The sequence below is a fragment of the Burkholderia sp. Tr-20355 genome (assembly GCF_017104685.1).
Classification (GTDB): Bacteria; Pseudomonadota; Gammaproteobacteria; order Burkholderiales; family Burkholderiaceae; genus Burkholderia; species Burkholderia seminalis.
Map to the genome: position 1 here is coordinate 1 of NZ_JAAGPK010000076.1, position 22,972 is coordinate 22,972.

General features: G+C 65.7%; 22 protein-coding genes and 1 pseudogene. 10 read left to right on the forward strand and 13 right to left on the reverse strand.

Annotated features, from left to right (window positions below):
• Positions 1 to 131, forward strand: a pseudogene (locus G3N62_RS19835) (3-hydroxybutyrate dehydrogenase); the annotation flags it as partial.
• 118 nt (positions 132 to 249) lie between these two features.
• Here the strand turns inward: G3N62_RS19835 and G3N62_RS19840 are convergent.
• Positions 250 to 1,449: an amino acid aminotransferase gene (locus G3N62_RS19840; protein ID WP_034190348.1), complete on the reverse strand. Its 1,200-nt coding sequence runs from the start codon at positions 1,447 to 1,449 to the stop codon at positions 250 to 252.
• 260 nt (positions 1,450 to 1,709) lie between these two features.
• Here G3N62_RS19840 and uvrB point away from each other — a divergent pair, with 260 nt between their 5' ends.
• From uvrB to G3N62_RS19865, 5 genes are all read left to right on the forward strand, one after another.
• The gene (gene uvrB, locus G3N62_RS19845) at positions 1,710 to 3,800 is read left to right on the forward strand and encodes an excinuclease ABC subunit UvrB (RefSeq protein ID WP_034190349.1); all 2,091 of its coding nucleotides are present in this window, start codon (positions 1,710 to 1,712) and stop codon (positions 3,798 to 3,800) included.
• 227 nt (positions 3,801 to 4,027) lie between these two features.
• Positions 4,028 to 4,579, forward strand: coding sequence for an iron transporter (locus G3N62_RS19850; protein WP_034190350.1), 552 nt, complete (start codon positions 4,028 to 4,030; stop codon positions 4,577 to 4,579).
• A 55-nt stretch (positions 4,580 to 4,634) separates the two neighbouring features.
• The gene (locus G3N62_RS19855; RefSeq protein WP_034190351.1) at positions 4,635 to 4,967 is read left to right on the forward strand and encodes a cupredoxin domain-containing protein; all 333 of its coding nucleotides are present in this window, start codon (positions 4,635 to 4,637) and stop codon (positions 4,965 to 4,967) included.
• 58 nt (positions 4,968 to 5,025) lie between these two features.
• Complete coding sequence (locus tag G3N62_RS19860; RefSeq protein WP_124671206.1) at positions 5,026 to 5,868, forward strand: FTR1 family protein; 843 nt, start codon at positions 5,026 to 5,028, stop codon at positions 5,866 to 5,868.
• Positions 5,865 to 7,262: a 4Fe-4S binding protein gene (locus G3N62_RS19865; protein ID WP_124671205.1), complete on the forward strand. Its 1,398-nt coding sequence runs from the start codon at positions 5,865 to 5,867 to the stop codon at positions 7,260 to 7,262. Before G3N62_RS19860 ends, G3N62_RS19865 begins: the two co-directional genes overlap by 4 nt.
• A 271-nt stretch (positions 7,263 to 7,533) precedes the next feature.
• On the opposite strand, the gene G3N62_RS19870 is transcribed toward G3N62_RS19865, so the two are convergent.
• The 3 genes from G3N62_RS19870 to G3N62_RS19880 form a co-directional block, all read right to left on the reverse strand.
• A complete protein-coding gene (locus tag G3N62_RS19870; RefSeq protein ID WP_034190354.1) occupies positions 7,534 to 7,779 on the reverse strand; it encodes a hemin uptake protein HemP in 246 nt (81 codons plus the stop codon).
• Between the two features lie 138 nt (positions 7,780 to 7,917).
• The gene (locus G3N62_RS19875; protein ID WP_034190392.1) at positions 7,918 to 8,400 is read right to left on the reverse strand and encodes an SRPBCC family protein; all 483 of its coding nucleotides are present in this window, start codon (positions 8,398 to 8,400) and stop codon (positions 7,918 to 7,920) included.
• 100 nt (positions 8,401 to 8,500) lie between these two features.
• A complete protein-coding gene (locus G3N62_RS19880) occupies positions 8,501 to 9,373 on the reverse strand; it encodes a pirin family protein (RefSeq protein WP_034190355.1) in 873 nt (290 codons plus the stop codon).
• Positions 9,374 to 9,495: 122 nt separating this feature from the next.
• Here G3N62_RS19880 and G3N62_RS19885 point away from each other — a divergent pair, with 122 nt between their 5' ends.
• Positions 9,496 to 10,470 carry a LysR family transcriptional regulator gene (locus G3N62_RS19885; protein WP_124671204.1) on the forward strand — a complete coding sequence of 325 codons (975 nt, stop codon included), beginning with the start codon at positions 9,496 to 9,498 and terminating at the stop codon, positions 10,468 to 10,470.
• A gap of 401 nt (positions 10,471 to 10,871) precedes the next feature.
• On the opposite strand, the gene G3N62_RS19890 is transcribed toward G3N62_RS19885, so the two are convergent.
• From G3N62_RS19890 to G3N62_RS19930, 9 genes are all read right to left on the reverse strand, one after another.
• Positions 10,872 to 11,300, reverse strand: coding sequence for a biopolymer transporter ExbD (locus tag G3N62_RS19890; protein ID WP_006478310.1), 429 nt, complete (start codon positions 11,298 to 11,300; stop codon positions 10,872 to 10,874).
• 13 nt (positions 11,301 to 11,313) lie between these two features.
• Complete coding sequence (locus G3N62_RS19895) at positions 11,314 to 12,045, reverse strand: MotA/TolQ/ExbB proton channel family protein (RefSeq protein WP_034190357.1); 732 nt, start codon at positions 12,043 to 12,045, stop codon at positions 11,314 to 11,316.
• Between the two features lie 36 nt (positions 12,046 to 12,081).
• Entirely contained in the window at positions 12,082 to 12,813 is a 732-nt protein-coding gene (locus tag G3N62_RS19900) for an energy transducer TonB (RefSeq protein ID WP_034190358.1), read from the reverse strand.
• A 218-nt stretch (positions 12,814 to 13,031) separates the two neighbouring features.
• Positions 13,032 to 13,268 (reverse strand): (2Fe-2S)-binding protein, encoded by a 237-nt coding sequence (locus G3N62_RS19905; RefSeq protein WP_034190359.1) that lies wholly within the window; start codon positions 13,266 to 13,268, stop codon positions 13,032 to 13,034.
• Between the two features lie 150 nt (positions 13,269 to 13,418).
• Complete coding sequence (gene murI, locus G3N62_RS19910; protein WP_059560188.1) at positions 13,419 to 14,276, reverse strand: glutamate racemase; 858 nt, start codon at positions 14,274 to 14,276, stop codon at positions 13,419 to 13,421.
• Positions 14,277 to 14,310: 34 nt separating this feature from the next.
• Positions 14,311 to 14,787 carry a bacterioferritin gene (gene bfr, locus G3N62_RS19915; protein ID WP_006478315.1) on the reverse strand — a complete coding sequence of 159 codons (477 nt, stop codon included), beginning with the start codon at positions 14,785 to 14,787 and terminating at the stop codon, positions 14,311 to 14,313.
• A gap of 193 nt (positions 14,788 to 14,980) precedes the next feature.
• Complete coding sequence (locus G3N62_RS19920) at positions 14,981 to 16,504, reverse strand: fumarate hydratase (RefSeq protein ID WP_006478316.1); 1,524 nt, start codon at positions 16,502 to 16,504, stop codon at positions 14,981 to 14,983.
• Positions 16,505 to 16,538: 34 nt separating this feature from the next.
• Entirely contained in the window at positions 16,539 to 17,156 is a 618-nt protein-coding gene (locus G3N62_RS19925) for a TIGR00645 family protein (RefSeq protein ID WP_034190360.1), read from the reverse strand.
• A 113-nt stretch (positions 17,157 to 17,269) separates the two neighbouring features.
• The gene (locus G3N62_RS19930) at positions 17,270 to 18,178 is read right to left on the reverse strand and encodes a DMT family transporter (protein ID WP_034190361.1); all 909 of its coding nucleotides are present in this window, start codon (positions 18,176 to 18,178) and stop codon (positions 17,270 to 17,272) included.
• Between the two features lie 316 nt (positions 18,179 to 18,494).
• Here G3N62_RS19930 and acs point away from each other — a divergent pair, with 316 nt between their 5' ends.
• The 3 genes from acs to G3N62_RS19945 all read left to right on the forward strand — a co-directional run bounded on the left by acs (position 18,495) and on the right by G3N62_RS19945 (position 22,927).
• Entirely contained in the window at positions 18,495 to 20,477 is a 1,983-nt protein-coding gene (gene acs / locus G3N62_RS19935; RefSeq protein WP_034190362.1) for an acetate--CoA ligase, read from the forward strand.
• A gap of 83 nt (positions 20,478 to 20,560) precedes the next feature.
• The gene (locus tag G3N62_RS19940; protein WP_059560139.1) at positions 20,561 to 20,908 is read left to right on the forward strand and encodes a DUF4212 domain-containing protein; all 348 of its coding nucleotides are present in this window, start codon (positions 20,561 to 20,563) and stop codon (positions 20,906 to 20,908) included.
• Between the two features lie 3 nt (positions 20,909 to 20,911).
• Positions 20,912 to 22,927 carry a sodium:solute symporter family protein gene (locus tag G3N62_RS19945; RefSeq protein WP_034190364.1) on the forward strand — a complete coding sequence of 672 codons (2,016 nt, stop codon included), beginning with the start codon at positions 20,912 to 20,914 and terminating at the stop codon, positions 22,925 to 22,927.
• Positions 22,928 to 22,972 lie beyond the last annotated feature (45 nt).

Here is a 22,972-nt window from a genome sequence, read left to right on the forward strand (position 1 = left end):
GCAACACGGTCGACGGCGTGTTCACGACGGTGCAGGACGTCGCGCAGACGGTGCTGTTCCTGTCGGCGTTCCCGAGCGCCGCGCTCACGGGTCAATCGTTCATCGTCAGCCACGGCTGGTTCATGCAGTAACGCGGGGGCGGGTGGCATGGCCGCCTGCCGGGTAGGACGGCAGAAAAAAACGCGCTCCGTGGAGCGCGTTTTTCATGTCGGAGGGCGGAGCCGTTGACGGCTGCCACCCGGTGCCGCGTTACTTCAGGACGGCCGCAATCGCGTTGGCGACCGCGTCGAGGTTGCGCGTGTTCAGCGCGGCAACGCAGATCCGGCCCGTGCCGACCGCATAGATGCCGAACTCGTCGCGCAGGCGATCGACTTGCGCCGAGGTCAGGCCCGAATACGAGAACATCCCGCGCTGTGCGTTGATGAAGCTGAAATCGCGATCGACGCCGCTCGCCTTCAGGCGCTCGACGAGACCGTTACGCATCGCGCGGATCCGATCGCGCATCTCGCCGAGTTCCTGCACCCACGAGGCGTGCAGTTCCGGCGACGCGAGCACGGCTGCGACGACGGCGCCGCCATGGGTCGGCGGGTTCGAGTAGTTCGTGCGGATCACGCGCTTCAGTTGCGACAGCACGCGCGTCGCTTCTTCCTTGCTCGACGTGATGATCGACAGCGCGCCGACGCGCTCGCCGTACAGCGAGAACGACTTCGAGAACGACGACGACACGAATGCGTTCAGGTCGGCCGCGGCAAACAGACGCACGGCGGCGGCATCGGCCTCGATGTTCTCGCCGAAGCCCTGGTACGCCATGTCGAGGAACGGCACGAGATTGCGCGCCTTCACGACGTCGACGACCTGTTGCCATTGCGCTTCGGTCAGGTCCACGCCGGTCGGGTTGTGGCAGCACGCGTGCAGCACGACGACCGTGCCGGCTTCGTAGCCGTTCAGCGCCGACAGCATGCCTTCGAAGTTCACGCCGTTGGTGGCCGCGTCGTAGTACGGGTACGCGACGACTTCGAAGCCGGCGGCTTCGAACAGCGCGCGGTGGTTTTCCCAGCTCGGATCGCTGATCGCGACCTTCACGTTCGGGTTCACGGTGCGCAGGAAGTCTGCACCGATCTTCAACGCGCCCGTGCCGCCCAGTGCCTGGGCCGTGACCACGCGGCCCGCCGCGATCAGCGGCGAGTCGTTGCCGAGCAGCAGCTTCTGCACGGCCGCATCGTAGGCGGCGATCCCGTCGATCGGCAGGTAGCCGCGCGGCAGGCCGGCCTCGACACGCGCCTGCTCGGCTTCCCGAACCGCGCGCAGCAGCGGAATCTTGCCGTCTTCGTTCGTGTACACGCCGACGCCGAGGTTGACCTTGGTCGGACGCGCATCGGCGTTGAAGGCTTCGTTCAGGCCCAGGATCGGGTCGCGGGGAGCAAGCTGGACAGCGGAGAAGAGCGACATGATGATTCGGCAGTAGTGAAAAGAGGGTCAGGCTTTCAGCCGGCAGGGCGGGCGCAGCGGACCGCGCGCCAACGGCACGGCGCCGGAAAGCGCAGCAGCCTGATATTGTAGCGAATTCGCGCCGGCGGGGGCGGCGAATCCGTCGCGATTCGCCGCCGAATCGCGATTTCGGGCGGCCGTGGCGCGTCAGGAGCCGACAGCAGTTCGCGCGGCCGCGAAGCGCTAGAATGCTTTCTTTGCCCTTGCTCCGGCCGCACTCCATGTCCGAACATCATGCCGAAGTCGGCGACGCGCTCGACGAATCCAAATTCGTCACCTTCGAAGGGTCGCCGTTCCAGCTGTACCAGCCGTATCTGCCCGCCGGCGACCAGCCGACCGCGATCGAGACGCTTGTCGAAGGCGTCGGCGACGGCCTTGCCTTCCAGACGCTGCTCGGCGTGACGGGGTCGGGCAAGACCTTCACGATGGCCAACACGATCGCGCGGCTCGGCCGCCCGGCGATCGTGTTCGCGCCGAACAAGACGCTCGCGGCCCAGCTCTATGCGGAGTTCCGCGAGTTCTTCCCGCGCAACGCGGTCGAGTACTTCGTCTCGTACTACGACTACTACCAGCCTGAGGCGTATGTGCCGCAGCGCGACCTGTTCATCGAGAAGGATTCGTCGATCAACGAGCACATCGAGCAGATGCGGCTGTCGGCGACCAAGAGCCTGATGGAGCGCCGCGACGTGGTGATCGTCGCGACGGTGTCGGCGATCTACGGTATCGGCAACCCGTCCGAATACCACCAGATGATCCTGACGCTGCGCACCGGCGACAAGCTCGGCCAGCGCGACGTGATCGCGCGGCTGATCGCGATGCAGTACACGCGCAACGAGCAGGATTTCCAGCGCGGCACGTTCCGCGTGCGCGGCGACACGATCGACATCTTCCCGGCCGAACACGCGGAAATGGCCGTACGCGTCGAGCTGTTCGACGACGAGGTCGAGACGCTGCACTTGTTCGACCCGCTGACGGGGCGCGTGCGGCAGAAGATTCCGCGCTTCACCGTGTATCCGTCGTCGCACTACGTGACGCCGCGCGACACCGTGATGCGGGCCGTCGAGACGATCAAGGAAGAATTGCGCGAACGCCTCGAGTTCTTCCATCGCGAGGGCAAGCTCGTCGAGGCGCAGCGTCTCGAGCAGCGCACGCGCTTCGATCTCGAGATGCTGCAGGAGCTCGGCTTCTGCAAGGGCATCGAGAACTACTCGCGGCATTTCTCGGGAGCGGCGCCCGGCGACCCGCCGCCGACGCTCGTCGACTACCTGCCGCCCGATGCGCTGATGCTGCTCGACGAATCGCACGTGCTGATCGGCCAGTTGAACGGGATGTACAACGGCGACCGCGCGCGCAAGGAAAACCTCGTCAATTACGGGTTCCGCCTGCCGTCGGCGCTCGACAACCGGCCGCTGAAGTTCCCCGAGTTCGAGCGCAAGATGCGCCAGGTCGTGTTCGTGTCGGCCACGCCGGCCGACTACGAGAAGCGCGTAACGGGGCAGATCGCCGAGCAGGTCGTGCGGCCGACGGGCCTCGTCGATCCGGAAATCGAGGTGCGGCCCGCGAGCACGCAGGTCGACGACGTGCTGACCGAGATCAACGCGCGCGTGAAGGCCGGCGAGCGTGTGCTGATCACCGTGCTGACGAAGCGCATGGCCGAGCAGCTCACGGAATTCCTGGCCGACCACGGCGTCAAGGTGCGCTACCTGCACAGCGACATCGACACGGTCGAGCGCGTCGAGATCATCCGGGACCTGCGGCTCGGCACGTTCGACGTGCTGGTCGGGATCAACCTGCTGCGCGAGGGCCTCGACATTCCGGAAGTGTCGCTCGTCGCGATCCTCGACGCGGACAAGGAAGGCTTCCTGCGCGCCGAGCGCTCGTTGATCCAGACGATCGGCCGTGCCGCGCGGAACGTGAACGGCAAGGCGATCCTCTACGCGGACAACATGACCGATTCGATGACGCGCGCGATCGGCGAGACCGAGCGGCGCCGCGCGAAGCAGATGGCCTACAACGAAAAGATGGGCATCACGCCGCGCGGCGTCGTGAAGCGCATCAAGGACATCATCGACGGCGTCTACAATGCCGACGACGCGCGTGCGGAGCTGAAAGAAGCGCAGCAGCGCGCGAAATTCGAGGACATGTCGGAAAAGCAACTCGCGAAGGAAATCAAGCGTCTCGAGAAGCAGATGGCCGATTACGCGAAGAACCTCGAATTCGAGAAGGCCGCCGCGACGCGCGACCAGCTTGCCGTGCTGCGCGAGCGCGTGTTCGGCGCGAACGTCGGCGACCACATCAGCGGCGGCCGGTAACTCTTTCCAAGCGTCACCGAAACCTTGCGGTAAAGCGCCTGTAAGCCTTGTCGGATCAGGGGTTTACGTGGCTCTTCGTTTGTTCCGAATCGGGTTCGGTGCTAAACTTCGCCATGATTGAGAATTGTTCGCATTAACGTTCTTCGTCGCGTTAGTGTTTCCAGCGGGCGGCCCCGGCGGCGGCCCGGGTGTCGTCAAGATAGTCAGACAAATAACAAGGAGTGTCCATGTTGGGTTCTTCGTTCATCCGCACGACGGTTGCGGTAGCGGCGGCGCTTGCCGCGATGTCGGCCTCGGCTGCCGAATATCCGATCGGCAAGCAGCAGATCCAGGGCGGCATGGAAATCGGCGCGGTGTACCTGCAGCCGATCACGATGGACCCGGAAGGGATGATGCGCAAGGCGTCGGATTCCGACATCCACCTCGAGGCCGACATCCATGCGGTCAAGAACAACCCGACGGGTTTCGCTGAGGGCGACTGGATGCCGTACCTGCAGGTCACGTACAAGCTGACGAAGCAGGGCGACACGAAGTGGAAGGCTGAAGGCGACCTGATGGGCATGGTCGCGAGCGACGGCCCGCACTATGGCGACAACGTGAAGCTGAACGGCCCCGGCAAGTATCACCTGACGATGGTCGTCAAGCCGCCGATGCAGTCGGGCCACATGGCATTCGGCCGCCACGTCGACAAGGAAACGGGCGTGGGTGCATGGTTCAAGCCCATCACGCTCGAGTACGACTTCCCGTTCGCCGGTATCGGCAAGAAGGGCGGTTACTGATCGGCAGCATCACGAACGGCGCGCTTCGGCGCGCCGTCGGCGTAGAGAACCCAGAATGAAAATTCCCCAGAAAATCGTTGCCGCGGCCGCTGCGCTGTGGCTTGCCGGCGCCGCACACGCGGCCGATCTGCCGACGTTCAAGCTCGAGATGACGGACGGCAAGCTGAATCCCGCCCGCATCGAGGTGCCGGCCGGCCAGCGTTTCAAGATCGAGATCAAGAACACCGGCAAGGGCGCCGCCGAATTCGAGAGCGTGCAGTTGCGCAAGGAGAAGGTGCTTGCACCGGGCGCCGATTCGTTCGTGGTCGTCGCTCCGCTGTCGCCGGGCGAATACAAGTTTTTCGACGATTTCCACCAGCAGGCACAGGGCGTGATCGTCGCGAAGTAACGCGTTTTATCTGCGTGCGGGCGTACGAGTCCCTTGCCCCGCGCGTCAGGAGGTATCGATGGGTCAGATCTTGTTCATCGTCTGGCGGGAGAGCGTCGAAGCGCTGCTCGTCGTCGGCATTCTCTATGCATGGCTGAAAAACGGCGACGACGACGCGCGCCGCGGCCTGCCTTTCCTGTGGGCTGGCGTCGGCGTCGGCTTGCTGATGGCCGTCGGCCTCGGCGCCGCGCTGGTCGGTTTCACCGAAGTGCTGTCCGGCGACGCGCAGGACTACTTCCAGACCGCGATGGTGCTGATCGCGTGCGTGCTGATCGTGCAGATGGTGCTGTGGATGCGCCGGCACGGCCGCACGCTGAAGCGCGACATGGAGCAATCGCTGCAGCAGAGCACGCGCGATTCGAACTGGTGGGGCGTCGCCGTGCTGGTCGCACTCGCGATCGCGCGTGAAGGCAGCGAGACCGTGATCTTCCTGTACGGTCTCGGTTTCGGCCAGTCGGGTCACGTCGACGGCAACCAGATGCTCGCGGTCCTGATCGGTCTCGGCCTGGCGTTCTTCACGTTCTACCTGCTGCAGCTCGGCGGCAAGTACTTCTCGTGGCGGCATTTCTTCCGTGTCACCGAAGTGATGCTGCTGTTCCTCGGCGCGGGCCTGTTCCAGACGGGTGTCGACAAGCTGATCGACAAGGAAATCCTGCCGCTCGGCATCTCGCAGGTGTGGGATACGTCCGCGATCCTCGATGACTCGGGCACGTTCGGCTCGCTCGTCGCGACGCTGACCGGCTATCGTGCGCATCCGGCACTGACCAACTTGGTCGCCTATGCGGTGTACTGGGCCGTCGTCTGGCTGCTGATGAAGCGCGCGAGCCGCCGTCTGGCCGTCGCCGCGGGCCGCGCGGCATGAGCGTGGTCGCCGCAGTCAAGCGGGGCTGGCTCGCACAGGCCGGCCAGTGGATGCAGCGCCACGGCGCGCTGATCCGCGGCATCCAGTGGATCGTCGTCGCGGTCTACGCATTCCTGATCATCGTCCCGGCGGTGTTGCCGCTGCCGGACGATTCCGCGCATCTGTGGAGCAACCTCACGCTGATCGCGCAGTTCGCGTTCTGGGGCATCTGGTGGCCGTTCGTGCTGCTGTCGATGGTGATGCTCGGCCGCGTGTGGTGCGGCGTGCTGTGCCCGGAAGGCGCGCTCACCGAATACGCGAGCAAGTTCGGTCGCGGCGGCCCGATTCCGCGCTGGATCCGGTGGGGCGGCTGGCCGTTCGTCGCGTTCGGGATCACGACGATCTACGGGCAGATGGTGAGCGTGTACCAGTACCCGCTCGCGGTGCTGTTCGTGCTCGGCGGCTCGACCGTCGGCGCGATCGTGATCGGCTTGCTGTATGGCCGCGAGAAGCGCGTGTGGTGCAAGTACCTGTGCCCGGTGAACGGCGTGTTCGGGCTGCTCGCGCGGCTCGCGCCGATGCGCTACAAGGTCGACGAGGATGCATGGCGCCGATCGTACAAGAACGGCGAGCACGGCCATCGCGTGATTCCGATCAACTGCGCGCCGCTCGTGCCGTTGCGCAGCATGAAGGGGGCGGCGGCGTGCCATATGTGCGGCCGCTGCAGCGGGCATCGCGACGCGATCTCGCTGTCGCTGCGCTCGCCGTCCGACGAGGTCGTGAACCTCGGTGCGCAGCAGGCGAGCGCGTGGGACACCGCACTGATCCTGTACGGCCTGCTCGGTGTCGCGATCGGCGCGTTCCACTGGACCGTCAGCCCGTGGTTCGTGCAGATCAAGCAATGGCTCGCGGGCTGGCTGATCGACCGTGACATCACGTGGCCGCTCGAAACGAATGCGCCGTGGTTCCTGCTCACGCACTATCCGGATCGCAACGACGTGTTCTCCTGGCTCGACGGCGGGCTGATCGTCAGCTACATCGTCGGCACGGGGCTCGTGTACGGCACGGCACTGCTGATATTGCTGGGCGGCGCCACGCTGATGCTCGGCCGCTTCGATCGCGTGCGGCTGCATCATCTCGCGCAGGCACTGATCCCGATCGCGGGAGCGGGCGTGTTCCTCGGCCTGTCGGCCACGACGCTGTCGCTGTTGCGCGCCGAGCATGTGCCGCTCGGGTGGGCGACCGACGTGCGCATCGCGATCCTGGTCGGCGCCAATGCATGGAGCGCGTGGCTCGCATGGAAAGTGACGGGGCGCTATGCGGCGTGGCCGCGCCGGCTCGCGGCATTCGTGTGGTTCGCCGTCGGGTTGGCGGTCGTCGACAGTGCGTGGTGGCTGATGTTCTGGGGTTTCTGACGGGTTTTGCATGCGGCTTCGGCGGCATGCATCAGCGTATCGAAGCAGGTGGACAGCATGCCTTCTGCATCGACCGCGCTAACAAAAAAGCGGCACGTCCTTCGACGTGCCGCTTTTTTTCACCCTTGTGCGAGAACCAAAAAAGTGGCTTGGCTTGCTGCAACGGCTGCTTGAGTGTGTTTGCACGAAGGGGTCTAGATCTCGCGTGCAAGCCGTTACGCTGGCTACTGCCCAACACCTCTCAGGGAGGTGGTCCCCACAATACTCTGTCTTACTTCGTCAGGATCAGTTTGCCGAGCCGCGTGGCACGCAACTGATACGTCTCTCCGTTGTGCGCGATGCTGATGTGGCTGTGGCCCTGCAACAGCGCGTCGCTATTTACGACCCGCGTGCCTGTGTCGCGGTTGCCGGCCGGTTTCGCCGGCGTGGTGACCGCTGCCGTCTTCTGGCGGCTGCTGGCTGCGGTGCCGGTCGTGCGGCGCAGGGTCAGCGTGGTCGGGCGCATGGTGTCGGTCATTCGGTTTGATCGGTGACTGTCGATACGATGGAATGAATTCTAAATGATAACTATTCCCATTTACAAAAACTCTTTATCGATCGAAACATCAGACTTGATAGCTTGAATCAAAAGGCGGCCCGCAGGCCGCCGCCGCAGTCAGTGCAGCGGATCGGGGTCCTTGCGGCCCTGCGCGTATTCGCGGATCAGGCGCACCGTGTCGATGTCCGACGTGCGGTAGGCCTCCTTGACGATCCCGTGCGTCTGCCGCGCATCTTCGCTGTCGTCGGTGACGGTCAGCGTGGTGCGGTACTCGAAACGCAGGAACAGCGCGTGGTCGTCGCGTTCCTCGATCGTCATCGTCAGCGAGCCGCCGATCTCGCCATCGGCCGCGCGGATGTCGTAGCGAACCTGCTGGTTCGGCGTGAACGTGACGTGATCGCGCACGGTCGCATGGCCGTAGTGCAACTCACGTTCGAGCGTCGTGTCCGTCCGTTCGAGGACGACGCAGCTGTCGAGGCCGAGTACGAACAGTTGCGGCTGTTCGGCGCGCAGCACGAGGCCCTCCCAGAGCTGGTCGCGGGTGAGGGTCGGCACGGCCGGATCGTCGGAATTGATCTGGATCAGGTGTTCGAAGTTCAAGGGGACGGGTTCCTTCTGGGTGGCGGGCGGCCACATGGTTCAAGAAGTTATTGTGACGCAAAACCACCGGTTTCGCGGCACCTGCCGCCCCGATCGGGCGTCATGCGTCGATGCGGCCCATGCGGCCCGTCTGGTAGTCGACGACGGCTTGCCGGATCTCTTCCTCCGTATTCATCACGAACGGGCCGTAGCGGACGATCGGCTCGTTGAGCGGCACGCCGCCGATCAGCAGCAGGTCGAGCGGCGTGTCGCCGGCGGCGAACGCGACCGTATCGCCGTCGTCGCCGTAGACGATCATGTGCCGGGCGTCGACAGCCTGCCTGTCGGGCCCGTAGAGCCCCGTTCCGTCGATCGGATAGGCGAACACGCGATAACCGGCCGGCACGGGCTGCGTGACCGTTGCGCCGGGCTCCAGCGTGAAATGCTGGTAGAGGATCGGCGTGCGCGTCTCGATCGCCGCCTGGACGCCGAACGCTTCGCCGGCGATCACGCGTACGTGCACGCGGCCGTCCGGCGATGTCGCGGTCGGGATGCGGTCGGCCGGGATCTCCTGGTAGCGCGGCGCGATCATCTTGTCGCGGCGCGGCAGGTTGACCCACAGCTGGAAGCCGTGCGAGCGGCCGCCCGCCTGTGCGAACGCGGGATCGGGCATCTCGCTGTGCACGACGCCGGCGCCGGCCGTCATCCATTGGACGTCGCCGGGGCCGAGCGTGCCGGCGTGGCCGGACGAGTCGCGATGGCGGAAGCGGCCGTCGAGCGCATACGTCACGGTTTCGAAGCCGCGATGCGGATGGTCGGGCGCGCCCACGGCTTCGCCGGGGCCGTAGTCGACGGGGCCCATTTCATCGAGCAGCAGGAACGGATCGAAGTCCATCAGCAATCGGGTCGGGAACGGACGGTGAACCACGAACCCGCCGCCTTCGGTGGTGCGAAGCGCGGGGTAGGTACGGTCAAGCGAGCGAGCGGTCGTCATGAGGAAGCCCTCGAGATCATCGGAATAGCGTCATTTCTGAAACATAGCGCTATTATATTGGGCGCTTTACCGTTCGATTTGCGGTGGTTCGCAATGGATTGTTCTGAAATTGGAACGATGAGATGAATATCGATGCACATAACCTGAACGACCTGATGTACTTTTCCCAGGTCGTCGAACATGGCGGTTTCTCGGCCGCGGAGCGCGTGCTGGGCATCTCGAAATCGCGCTTGTCGCGGCGCCTGACCGAACTCGAGGCGGCGCTCGGCGTGCGCCTGCTGCAGCGCTCGACGCGCAAGCTCGCGCTGACCGAGGCGGGCGAACTGTTCTACCAGCATTGCCAGGCGATGCTGGCCGAAGCGCAGGCCGCGATGAACGCGGTGCAGCAGTTGCGCGCGTCGCCGCGCGGTTCGGTGCGGGTCAGCGTGCCCGTCACGCTGTCGCAGACGATGCTGTCGCGCATCCTACCCGAATTCCTGCGCCGCTATCCCGAGGTGAAGGTGCACGTCCGCGTGACGAATCGCGTGATCGACCTGTTCGAGGATTCGATCGACGTCGCGCTGCGCGTACGCTCGGAACCGCCGCAGAACGCCAACATCGTCGTGCGGCCGCTGTGGCGCACGGAACAGATGCTGGTCGGCGCGCCGAGCCTGCTGAGCCAGAATGCGCCGCCGCTGGTGCCGGACGACCTGACCGGTTTCGAGACGCTCGATACGCCGAGCGTCGACGGGCGGCACGTGTTCAACCTGATCGCGCCGGACGGCACGCGTCACGTGCACGAGCATGACCCGCGGCTCGTGACGGCCGACCTGATGACGATCCGCGAGGCCGTGCTCGACGGCCTCGGCATCGCGGCGCTGCCGGAGATGATGTACGGCAACGCGCTGCGTGCGGGGCAGCTGTCACCCGTGATGCCGGGCTGGACGCTGCCGGTGCCGCAACTGTATGCGGTGTTCGTGTCGCGGCAGGGGATGCCGCCCGCGGTGCGCGCGTTCGTCGACTACCTGGTCGAGAAGCTCGATCATGGCGCGTACAAAGAGCCCGGTTGCCCCGAGCGCGTGAAGAAGGAAGCGGCGGCCGATGTTTCGGCGACCTGAACACAGCGTGCACGACGACGCAAATTTGTTTTGTCATTGAAGCGTCGCCTGCAATCGCAAGTTTCAATCGCTGGAACCTTGAATGCGTGCGCGTGCGGGCCTATATTGAAATCCCATTTCGTGAAGGAAGTTCTGAGCGAAATCAGGTGGCCGCATATATTGTGAGCCAGATAGGGCAGAACGCGCAGTCCGTGCAGACCACGGCAGAGTCGCATTTGCGTTGCTCGAGGCGTAACCGATACCGCCGAAGAGCCCGCCGCCCGAAGGCGCCCGCGTGCGCATGAAAAAAGGCCTTCATCTGGCGATGAAGGCCTTTTACTTTGTGGGCGGCCGGCTAGGTGTGGCCGGCTAGGTGCGGCCGGCGAGGTGCCTGCGATGCGTTACCGCGAGACGGGCGCGTGTTACTTCGCTTTCGCGCCCGGCTCCGTGACGAAGCCGAGCTTCGTCAGGCCGCCGGCCTGCGCATCCGACATCACTTCCGCGACGTGCTCGTATGCCACCTTGCGATCCGCACGCAGGTGCAACTCGGGCTGCGGCGTGCGTTTCGCGGCTTCCGCGATGCGAGCCTGCAACTGTTCGCGCGTGACCGTGTGGTCGTCCCACAGGATCGTGCCGTCGCCCTGGATCGCGACGTCGACCGTCTGCGGTTTTTCGTCGACGGGCTGGCTGCTGGCGTGCGGCAGGTCGATCTTCACCGCATGCTGCATCGCCGGGATCGTCACGAGGAAAATGATCAGGAGTACGAGCATGACGTCGACGAGCGGCGTCATGTTGATCTCGCTCATCACTGCATCGTCGTCATCGTCGCTGAAACCGGTATTCATGGCCATGGTTCACCTCGTCTCAGCTGGCGCGCGTCGCGAGACGCAGGCCGTCGCGCGTCGACGACGATGCGAGCTTCGCGCCCGTCACGAAGTACGCGTGCAGGCCGTGCGCGAAGCGGCGCAGCTTGCTGACGACACCCTTGTTCGCGCGCGTCAGCGCGTTGTAGCCGAGCACGGCCGGGATCGCGACGAACAGGCCGAAGGCCGTCATGATCAGCGATTCGCCGACCGGGCCGGCGACCTGGTCGATCGACGTCTGGCCGGTTGCGCCGATGGCGAGCAGCGCGTGGTAGATCCCCCAGACCGTGCCGAACAGGCCGACGAACGGTGCCGTGCTGCCGACCGACGCGAGGATCGCGAGGCCGCTCTGCATGCGCGAGATGCCTTCGTCCATCGTGTCCTTCAGGCAGCGCGTGACCCAGTCCGACACGTCCATGCGATCGTGCAGGTGCGGTTGCGTCTGGTGGTGGTGGTCGGCGGCTTCCTTGCCCGACAGCGCGAGCGCGAGGAACGGGTTGTCGTTCGGCGTCGATGCGGCGAGACCGAGCTTCTTGATGCCGTCGTCGAAATTGTCCGAATGCCAGAATGCCTGTTCGGCATTCTTCGTGAGACGGTTCAGGCGGATCACGTTCCAGCCCTTGATGACGATCACGATCCACGACAGGACCGACATCACGAGCAGCGTGATCGCGATGGCGCGCGTGACGAAATCACCTTGCGCCCAGACGTGCGCGATACCGTAGCTTTGCATTTTCTTGTTTCCTTTGAATCTTCCGGATGAGGCAGGTTAGTCGGTGAGCCCGAAGCTGTAGGGCTGTGTGCGGGCGGCGCGGATCGCCTGGCCGTTCTCGATGTACGGACGGCAGGTGGTCGAGCGCATCGCGTCGAGTGCGGCGTCGTCGAGGCGCGGGTAGCCGCTGCTCTTCTGCAGGTCGATGCTTTCGATCTTGCCGGTCACGCCGACGACGAAGTGAACGTAGGCCGTACCCGATTCGCCGCGTCGGCGCGACATCGACGGGTAGTCGGGCTTCACGAAGTTGCATTGGAGCGTCGGCACGTTCTTCGGCGCGCTGACCTGCATCGTTTCGCGCGCCGGGCCGGGGGCGGCGGCCGGTGCCGCGGGGGCGGGCGCGGCCGGCGCGGGTGTCGGATCGGCGGCCGGCGCCGGGGTGGGCGACGGGGCCGGCGATTGCGCAACCGGTTGAGGTGTCGGCTTCGCCGCTTTCTGCACCGGCTTCGGCTCGACCTTCGGCTTCACGCGCGGCACGGGCTTCGGCGGCGCGGGCTGCGGGATCGATTCGGCCGCAACCTGCTGCGCGATCGGGGCAGGCGTGATGAGCTGCGCGGTGATCGTCTGGACCTCGACCGATTTCGGCGGCGGCGCGTTGCGATGGAGCCAGGCGGCCGTCAGCATGATCGCGTGTGCGGCAAGCACACCGACCGCGACGACGATCACTCGGGAATTCATACGTGGTGCAGCCGGCATGGCGCCGGCAGGAGCGAGATGCGAAGCCTGCATGTTAGCTTGAAAGAACGATGTCGCACCCGGGGCGCGGCGGGTGAATCGGCATCACTTGCGGAAGATCAGCAGCGAGATGCAAACGGTGGTCACAAATCCGATCAGCAATTCCATGACAGGCTCCTTGGCAGGTAAGCCGCTGGCTCGCGCAGACGGTGGCTTGCTGACGGTCAAAACAAAAAATGCGGCCTGGGCCGCATGTGCACGCTCGGCGCCGCTCAGGCTGCCTTGCGTTCGTAGAACGTGACCGGGATCGGGTGAGCGTGATGCTCGACACCGCACCGGCTTGCGCAGACGCCTTGCTCGGCCATGAGGTCGCGTACGGACTCCTCGCACTTGCCGCAGCACGTGGCCACGCCGAGTTCGAACTGGAGTTCATCGAAAGAGTGGACGCCCTCGGCGAGGGACGCGCGAATCTTGCGATCGGAAACAGACTTGCACACGCAGACGATCATGATGAGTTGCGATAGCTAACGTTAATGCGAATTATTATCATTAATTTTGCAGACGTTGACAAGCCTGGGTCCGGCTTTTTTTAAGGTCATCGGACCCTTGAAACGGCTGGGGCGGCGGAACTGCGGCGGGAGCGGGCCTGCGGGCCCGCGTCAGGCGGTCGCGCAGGCGCGCGCGTTCGGCGAGGAAATGGTGACGGATTCGACCGGCGCATCGAGGCCGAGCAGCGTCGACGCGAGGGCGCGCAGTTGCACGCCGTCGCTCGTCGAGCAGAAGCGGGGCGGCGCGGCCTGGGTGCCGGCCGGCGCGCGCAGGCCGCGTTCGTCGAGCACCCGCGCGAGCTGGCGCGCGATGGCGTCGCTCGTGTCGACGATCGTCAGGCGATCGCCAACAAGGTCACGAATCGTTTCCGTGAAGAACGGGTAGTGCGTGCAGCCGAGCACCAGCGTATCGGCGCCGTCGTCGAGCATCGGCTGCAGGTAACGCTCGAGCAACGCACGTAGGGCGGGTGAGTTCGTGTCGCCGCGTTCGATCGCCTCGACGAGCCCGTGGCCGGGCTGGCAGATGAAGCGGCGGCCGGCGCCGTAGCGATCCAGCAGCGCCCGGAAGCGCGGGCTGTTCAGTGTCGATTGCGTGGCGAGGACACCGGCGACGCCGGTCGCGGACAGCGCGGCGGCCGGCTTGATGCCCGGCTCGACGCCGACGAGCGGAATCGCCAGGCGTTCGCGGATGGCCGCGATCGCACGTGCGGTTGCCGTGTTGCACGCGATGACGAGCGCCTTCGCGCCTTCGCGCGCGAGCCATTCGCCGATCGCCAGCGTGCGCTCGGTAATGAACGCTTCGTCGCGCGGGCCATACGGCGCGTGATGCGAATCGGCGACGTAGACGAACGATTCCCCGGGCAGGTGCGCACGCACGGCGCGCAGCACCGACAGGCCGCCGAGCCCCGAGTCGAAGATGCCGACAGGGGCGGCGGGGCGGACCCCGGAGGCGACTGGCTGGTGCGTCATCGTCATGCGGACGGCAAGGTGGCGATGTGGCCGGTTACTCGGCCGAGCCCATCATCGTTTGCTGGTAGTTCTGCAGGCCGACCTTGCCGATCAGGTCGATCTGCGTTTCCAGCCAGTCGATGTGTTCTTCGGTGTCGTCGAGGATCTTTTCGAAGATCTCGCGCGACACGTAGTCGCGAACCGATTCGCAGTAGGCGATCGCTTCCTTGCAGGTGGACTGCGAGATCTGCTCGAGCTTCAGGTCGCACTTCAGGATCTCTTCGGTTTCCTCGCCGACGAGCAGCTTGTGCAGGTCCTGCAGGTTCGGCAGGCCGTCGAGCATGAACACGCGCTCGATCAGCCAGTCGGCGTGCTTCATCTCGCCGATCGACTCGTCGTACTCGTGCTTGCCGAGCTTGTCGAGACCCCAGTGCTTGTACATGCGGGCATGCAGGAAGTACTGGTTGATCGCCGTGAGTTCGTTCTTCAGTTGGGCGTTCAGGTATTCGATGACTTTCTTGTCGCCTTGCATGGCTGTTCCTTGTTCAGTGGGGCTTCAGAAACCGAACGATAATCGCTCGAACGAGAAAAGCCAAGCCTCGAAGCCTTATCTGGCCTGCCTTTTGCGTGTAATGAGAATCAGCCTCGAACAATCGGCCGTACACAATAATGAGAACGAGAAGCAAAAAGGCCGGACGTCCGTCCGGCCTTTCGTTCGATCGCCCTTAAGCGGTTGCGACCGGGATCTTGCCGATCTTCGCCTGCCACTCCTTCGGACCGGTCTGGTGCACCGACGTGCCCGACGAATCGACGGCGACCGTCACCGGCATGTCCTGTACGTCGAACTCGTAGATCGCTTCCATGCCGAGGTCTTCGAACGCGAGCACCTTCGCGCCGCGGATCGCCTTCGACACGAGGTAGGCCGCCCCGCCGACCGCCATCAGGTACGCAGCCTTGTGCTTCTTGATCGCATCGATCGCGACCGGGCCGCGCTCGGCCTTGCCGACCATCGAGATCAGGCCCGTCTGCGCGAGCATCGTCTCGGTGAACTTGTCCATGCGCGTGGCCGTCGTCGGGCCGGCCGGGCCGACCACTTCGTCACGCACCGGATCGACCGGGCCGACGTAGTAGATCACGCGGTTCGTGAAGTCGACCGGCAGCTTCTCGCCCTTCGCGAGCATGTCGGCGATGCGCTTGTGCGCGGCGTCGCGGCCGGTGAGCATCTTGCCCGACAGCAGCAGCGTCTGGCCCGGCGTCCAGCTCGCGACTTCTTCCGGCGTCAGCGTGTTCAGGTCGACGCGCTTGCTCGTTTCCGTGTTCGGCTCCCACTGCACCTTCGGCCAGGCGTCGAGCGACGGCGCTTCGAGCTTGGCCGGGCCCGACCCGTCGAGCACGAAGTGCGCGTGGCGCGTGGCCGCGCAGTTCGGGATCAGCGCGACCGGCTTCGAGGCCGCGTGCGTCGGTGCCGCCATGATCTTCACGTCCAGCACGGTCGCGAGACCGCCGAGGCCCTGCGCGCCGATACCGAGCGCGTTGACCTTCTCGTGCAGTTCGACGCGCAGTTCCTCGACCCAGTCCTTCGGGCCGCGCGCGATGATTTCCTGGATGTCGATCGGCTCCATCAGCGATTCCTTCGCCATCAGCATCGCCTTCTCGGCCGTGCCGCCGATGCCGATCCCGAGCATGCCCGGCGGGCACCAGCCCGCGCCCATCGTCGGGACCGTCTTCAGCACCCAGTCGACGATCGAATCGGACGGATTGAGCATCACGAACTTCGACTTGTTCTCCGAGCCGCCGCCCTTCGCCGCGACCTGCACGTCGACCTTGTCGCCCGGCACGATCTCGTAGTGGATCACGGCCGGCGTGTTGTCCTTCGTGTTCTTGCGGGCGCCTTCCGGCGGATTGACGATCGACGCGCGCAGCACGTTGTCCGGGTGCGTGTAACCGCGGCGCACGCCTTCGTTGATCATGTCGGTGAGGCCCATCGTCGCGCCGTCCCAGCGCACGTCCATGCCGACCTTCACGAAGATCGTGACGATGCCGGTGTCCTGGCAGATCGGGCGCTTGCCTTCCGCGCACATGCGGCTGTTCGTGAGGATCTGCGCGATCGCATCCTTCGCGGCCGGGCTCTCTTCCAGCTCGTACGCGCGGCCGAGGGCCTGGATGTAGTCGAGCGGGTGGTAGTAGCTGATGTACTGCAGCGAATCCGCGATGCTCTGGATCAGGTCTTCCTGTTTGATGACGGTCATGGCTGAGACTCTGTGGGGACAGTGGGGAATGCGTTTATGCGTTGGCGGCTGCTTCGGCCGGCTTGCGGGACGCGGGCACGGCGCTCGCGTGCGGCGCGTGCGTCTCGTGGAAATGGGCCGGGTGCGTGTGCGTCGTCAGGCGGTCGACCCACGCCATCACGAGCGCCGACACGAGGAACGACACGTGGATGATCACCTGCCACATGATCGCGTGCGTCGTGTGCTGGTCGGGGTTGATGAAGGTCTTCAGCAGGTGGATCGACGAAATGCTGATCAGCGCCATCGACAGCTTGACCTTCAGCACGCCCGCGTTCACGTGGTCGAGCCATTCGGGTTCGTCGGGGTGGCCCTCGATGCCGAGGCGCGACACGAACGTTTCGTATCCGCCGACGATCACCATGATCAGCAGGTTCGAGATCATCACCACGTCGATCAGGCCGAGCACCGCGAGCATCACGCTGATCTCGTCGAGACCGGCCGCATGCGACAGCAGGTGCCAGACTTCCTTCAGGAACAGGAACACGTAGACGGCCTGCGCGACGATCAGGCCGAGGTAAAGCGGAACCTGGAGCCAGCGGCTCATGAAAATCAGCGCGGGAAGCGGGCGAAGCGGGCGGCGGGCCGGGTGGCCGGGCGAATGCGGGGCGGACATGATGGAGGTACGGGCGCGGTGCGCAGGTATCGGGGGTAATCTTGAAAAGGCGCGCTATTGTAACGCGTCGGCCGGCGCGACTGCAGCGACGCGCCGGGTCTGCCGGGGACGGATCAGGACGCGGCGGCCGGCACGCGTTTCACGCGCAGGCTCGCGAGCACGATGCCGGTGACCACGCAGGCGAGCGCGACGCCGTGTGCGAGCGTCGGGCGCTCGCCGAGGAACGCGATGCCGTATGCGGCCGCGGCGATCGGCAGCACCGCGCTGAACACGCCGGCGAGGCTGCCCGGCACGTGCCGGATGCCTTTCATCCACAGCCAGAACGAGAAGATGCTGGCCGACAGGCCATACCAGACGACGAGCGCCCAGGTGCCGGCCGGCACGCTCGCGTAATCGAAATGCCACAGCGCGGTCGCGCCGAGCGGCAGCATCAGGAACAGGCCGAACAGGTGCGTGTACGCGCAGATGTCGATCGGCGCGAGCGTCTGCGTGAGCCGGCGCGACAGGATCACGTAGATCGATTCGCAGCACACGGCGCCGAGGATCAGCAGGTTGCCGGTCAGCGAGCCGGACGCGTCGCCGTGGCCGTCATGCCCGGCCGCGCCGCCGTTGGCGAGGTTGATCGTGACGACGCCGGCGATCGCGAGCGCGATCGACAAGAGCGCACGGCCGTTCGGTTTTTCACGCAGGATCAGCCATGCGAACAGCGCGACGATCGCCGGGATCGTGCTCGTGATCACGCCGGCCGCGACCGCGCTCGTGCGCTGCACGCCGTTGAGCATCAGCAGCGTAAACATGAAGGTGCCGAAGAACGCCTGCAGGAACAGGTTCAGCCATTCGCCGCGCTTGACCGCGCGCATCTTCACGGGGCTGAACAGCGGCCACAGGACGGCGATCGCGATCACGAAGCGCAGCGTGGCGAGGATCGCGACGGGAACGAATGCGACGATGGATTTACCGATACCGACGTTGCTGCCGACGAACAGCATCGACAGGATGAGGAAGAGGGCGTAGCGATTCAAGCTGGAATCCGGAAGGCGAGTTCAGTTAGGATTGTAGGGTCGCGGTTGTAACAGCGTAAAGCCGACCGTCATGCGGTGCCGCCCGGTGTGCGAAACGGCCATGCCGCGTAAGTGACGGGTAAGTTCGGGCGCTTATCGTGGAAACCGTCGGGCCGCCCGTTCACGTTCGCGTGATGTGGTGCGGTGCAGCATCGTGCGCGGCCTTCGTGGCCGCGTGCGGGTGGGTAGGAGACAGCGGCGCGCATGCGCCGGCCAAGACACGTGCGGCGCGCACGATCGCGCCGCCAGGGGATTCATGTTCACCAAGGGGTAGTCGATGTCTGCGATTGAATCGGTTCTTCACGAAACCCGTCAGTTCCCGCCGCCCGCGGCGCTCGAGAAGGCGGCGACCATTTCCGGCATGCCGGCCTATCGCGCGCTCGCCGCCGAGGCCGAGCAGGATTACGAAGGCTTCTGGGCGCGTCTCGCGCGCGAGGGCCTCACGTGGCACAAGCCGTTCTCGACGGTGCTCGACGAGAGCAATGCGCCGTTCTACAAGTGGTTCGACGACGGCGAGCTGAACGCGTCGTACAACTGTCTCGACCGTCACGTCGAAGCCGGCAACGGCGAGCGCGTCGCGGTGATCTTCGAGGCCGACGACGGCACCGTCACGCGCGTCACCTATGCGGATCTGCTGGCGCGCGTGTCGCGCTTCGCGAATGCGCTGAAGAAACGCGGGATCGGCAAGGGCGACCGCGTCGTCATCTATATTCCGATGTCGATCGAAGGCATCGTCGCGATGCAGGCGTGCGCGCGCATCGGCGCGACGCACTCGGTCGTGTTCGGCGGCTTCTCCGCGAAATCGCTGAACGAGCGGCTCGTCGACGTCGGCGCGGTCGCGCTGATCACGGCCGACGAGCAGGCGCGCGGCGGCAAGACGCTGCCGCTCAAGAGCATTGCCGACGAGGCGCTCGCGCTGGGCGGCTGCGAAGCGGTGAAGAGCGTGATCGTCTATCGCCGCACCGGCGGCAAGATCGACTGGCATGCCGGCCGCGACCTGTGGATGCACGAACTGACCGACGGCGAGTCCGACACCTGCGAGCCGGAATGGGTCGGCGCCGAGCACCCGCTGTTCATCCTGTATACGTCGGGCTCGACCGGCAAGCCGAAGGGCGTGCAGCACAGCACGGGCGGCTACCTGCTGTGGGCCGCGCAAACGATGAAGTGGACCTTCGACTGGAAACCGACCGACGTGTTCTGGTGCACGGCCGACATCGGCTGGGTCACGGGCCACACGTACATCACGTACGGCCCGCTCGCATGCGGCGGCACGCAGGTCGTGTTCGAAGGCGTGCCGACCTACCCGGACGCCGGCCGCTTCTGGAAGATGATCGGCGATCACAAGGTCACCGTGTTCTACACCGCGCCGACCGCGATCCGTTCGCTGATCAAGGCGGCCGAAGCCGACGACAAGGTGCATCCGAAGAGCTACGACCTGTCGAGCCTGCGCATCATCGGCACGGTCGGCGAGCCGATCAATCCGGAAGCGTGGATGTGGTATCACAAGCACGTCGGCCAGGAGCGCTGCCCGATCGTCGATACGTGGTGGCAAACCGAAACCGGCGGCCACATGATCACGCCGCTGCCGGGCGCGACGCCGACCGTGCCCGGTTCGTGCACGCTGCCGCTGCCGGGCATCATGGCCGCGGTGGTCGACGAGACGGGCCAGGACGTGCCGAACGGGCAGGGCGGCATCCTCGTCGTCAAGCGCCCGTGGCCCGCGATGATCCGCACGATCTGGGGCGACCCGGAACGCTTCAAGAAGAGCTACTACCCGGAAGAACTCGGCGGCACGTTGTACCTTGCCGGCGACGGCACCGTGCGCGACAAGGACACCGGCTACTTCACGATCATGGGCCGGATCGACGACGTGCTGAACGTGTCGGGTCACCGGCTCGGCACGATGGAGATCGAATCGGCGCTGGTCTCGCACGAGCTCGTGGCCGAGGCCGCCGTGGTCGGCCGCCCGGACGACACGACGGGCGAGGCGGTCGTCGCGTTCGTCGTGCTCAAGCGTGCGCGTCCGGAAGGCGACGAAGCCGCGGCGCTCGCGAAGACGCTGCGCGACTGGGTCGGCAAGCAGATCGGGCCGATCGCGAAGCCGAAGGACATCCGCTTCGGCGACAACCTGCCGAAGACGCGTTCGGGCAAGATCATGCGGCGCCTGCTGCGCTCGCTCGCGAAGGGCGAGGCGATCACGCAGGATACGTCCACGCTCGAGAATCCGGCCATCCTCGAGCAGCTCGCCGAAGTGCGCTGATCGTACCGGCTGCGCGTCTCGCGCACGAGCCCCTGCGCGGCAATCCCGATTGCCCGCGCAGGGGCTTTTTGCTACATAACGGCATGACTGTTCCGACCCGTTCGGCGCCTGCGGCGCCACCGCCCGTTCCCGAGCCGCTCGCGCGTGCCCACGCGCGCTACTGGCGCTTCAACGTCGCGCTGATCGCGGTGCTGATGGCGATCGGTTTCGCGGTGTCGTTCATCGTGCCGTTCTTCGGGCCCGCGCTCGCCGCGGTCCGTTTCGCCGGCTTCAGCCTGCCGTTCTATGTCGGCGCGCAGGGCGCGATTCTCGTGTACCTCGTGCTGATCGTCGTCTACATCGGGCTGATGCAGCGCGCGGACCGCACGCTGCGCCGCGCGTACGACGATCATGCGGCGCGCTCCGGCATCGCGAACGGCGGCGGGCGCTGACCCATGCTGACGCATCGACTGATCCGCGCATACGCGCTCTATACGCTGGGGTTTCTCGGGTTCGTGCTGCTGATGTGGCGGATCGAGCGCGCGACCGGTTCGGGCGTCTGGATCGGCTATGTGTTCCTGTTCGTGCCGATCGCCGTGTATGCGGTGATCGGGCTGCTGTCGCGCACGTCCGATCTCGTCGAGTACTACGTGGCCGGGCGGCGCGTGCCGTCCGCGTTCAACGGGATGGCGACGGCGGCCGACTGGCTGTCGGCCGCGTCGTTCATCGGCCTGGCCGGCTCGCTCTACGCGACCGGCTACGACGCGCTCGCGTACATGATGGGCTGGACGGGCGGCTTCTGCCTCGTCGCGTTCCTGCTCGCGCCGTATGTGCGCAAGCTCGCGCGCTACACGATTCCCGATTTTCTCGGCACGCGCTTCTCGAGCACGGCCGTGCGCGCGCTCGCGGCCGGCGCGGCGATCCTGTGTTCGTTCGTGTATCTGGTCGCGCAGATCCAGGGGATCGGCCTGATCGCGACGCGCTTCATCGGCGTCGATTTCGCGATCGGGATCTTCTGCGGGCTCGCCGGCATTCTCGTGTGCTCGTTTCTCGGCGGGATGCGTGCGGTCACGTGGACGCAGGTCGCGCAGTACATCATCCTGATCAGCGCGATCCTGATCCCGGTGTCGCTGATCGCGATGAAGAACGGGCTCGGACCCGTGCCGCAATTCAATTACGGCAAGCTGATGGAGCGCGTCGCGGCGCGCGAGGCGCAGGTGCGCGAGGCGTCCGACGAGCAGCGGGTACGCGACGCGTACCGCCGGCAGGCCGCGGAGATCCAGACGCGACTCGACCGGCTGCCGTCGTCGTATGCGGACGCGCGCCGGCATCTGGTCGACCAGCTGGCCGACCTGCGGCGCCATAACGGGCCGCTGCGCGAGATCAGCCTGCGCGAGCGCGAACTGGCGGACTTCCCGCGCGACCCGGCAGCGGCGCGCGTCGCGTGGACGCAGGCGCGCGACGACCTGCTGGCGCGCGCCGAGCCGCCCGTGCCGATGCACGAGCCGTTTCCGGCTGCAAGCGACGACGAACGCAAGCCGCGCGAGCGCAATTTTCTCGCGCTGCTGCTGTGCCTGTCGCTCGGCACCGCGAGCCTGCCGCACATCCTGACGCGCTACAACACGACGACCTCGGTCGCATCGGCACGACGCTCGGTCGGCTGGACGCTGTTCTTCATCGCGCTGTTCTACCTGAGCGTGCCGGTGCTCGCGGTGCTGATCAAGTACGAGATCCTTGCGAACCTCGTCGGGCGGCCGTTCGCGGAATTGCCGGCGTGGGTCACGCAATGGCATCACTTCGAACCGGACCTGATCAGCGTCGTCGAGGTGATTCGCGACGGGATCGTGCACTGGTCGGAAATCCAGATGCAGCCGGACATGGTCGTGCTGGCCGCGCCGGAGATCGCGGGGTTACCGTACGTCGTGTCGGGGCTGATCGCGGCCGGTGCGCTGGCCGCGGCGCTGTCGACCGCGGACGGGCTGCTGCTGACGATCGCGAACGCGCTGTCGCACGACGTGTATTACTGCATGGTCGCACCCGATGCATCGAGCCAGCGGCGCGTGACGATCTCGAAGGTGCTGCTGCTCGGCGTCGCGCTGTTCGCGTCGTATGTCGCGTCGCTCAATACGGGGAAGATCCTGTTTCTGGTCGGCGCCGCGTTTTCGCTGGCGGCGTCGAGCTTCTTTCCGGTGCTGGTGCTCGGGGTGTTCTGGAAGCGCACGACGACGCGCGGGGCGATCGCGGGGATGGTGACGGGGTTGGCGGTGTGCGTGTACTACATCGTGTCGACGTATCCGTATTTCACGCAGTTGACCGGGTTCGCGGGGCGCACGTGGTTCGGGATCGAGCCGATCAGTTCAGGCGTGTTCGGCGTGCCGGCGGGGTTTGCGGTGGCGATCGCGGTGAGTCTGTGCGACAAGCGGCCGGATGAGTATACGCGGGCGCTGGTGGATTACATTCGGCATCCGTGACGGGGGCGGATGCCGGGCGTGCCGGGGCCCCAAATGAAAAACTCC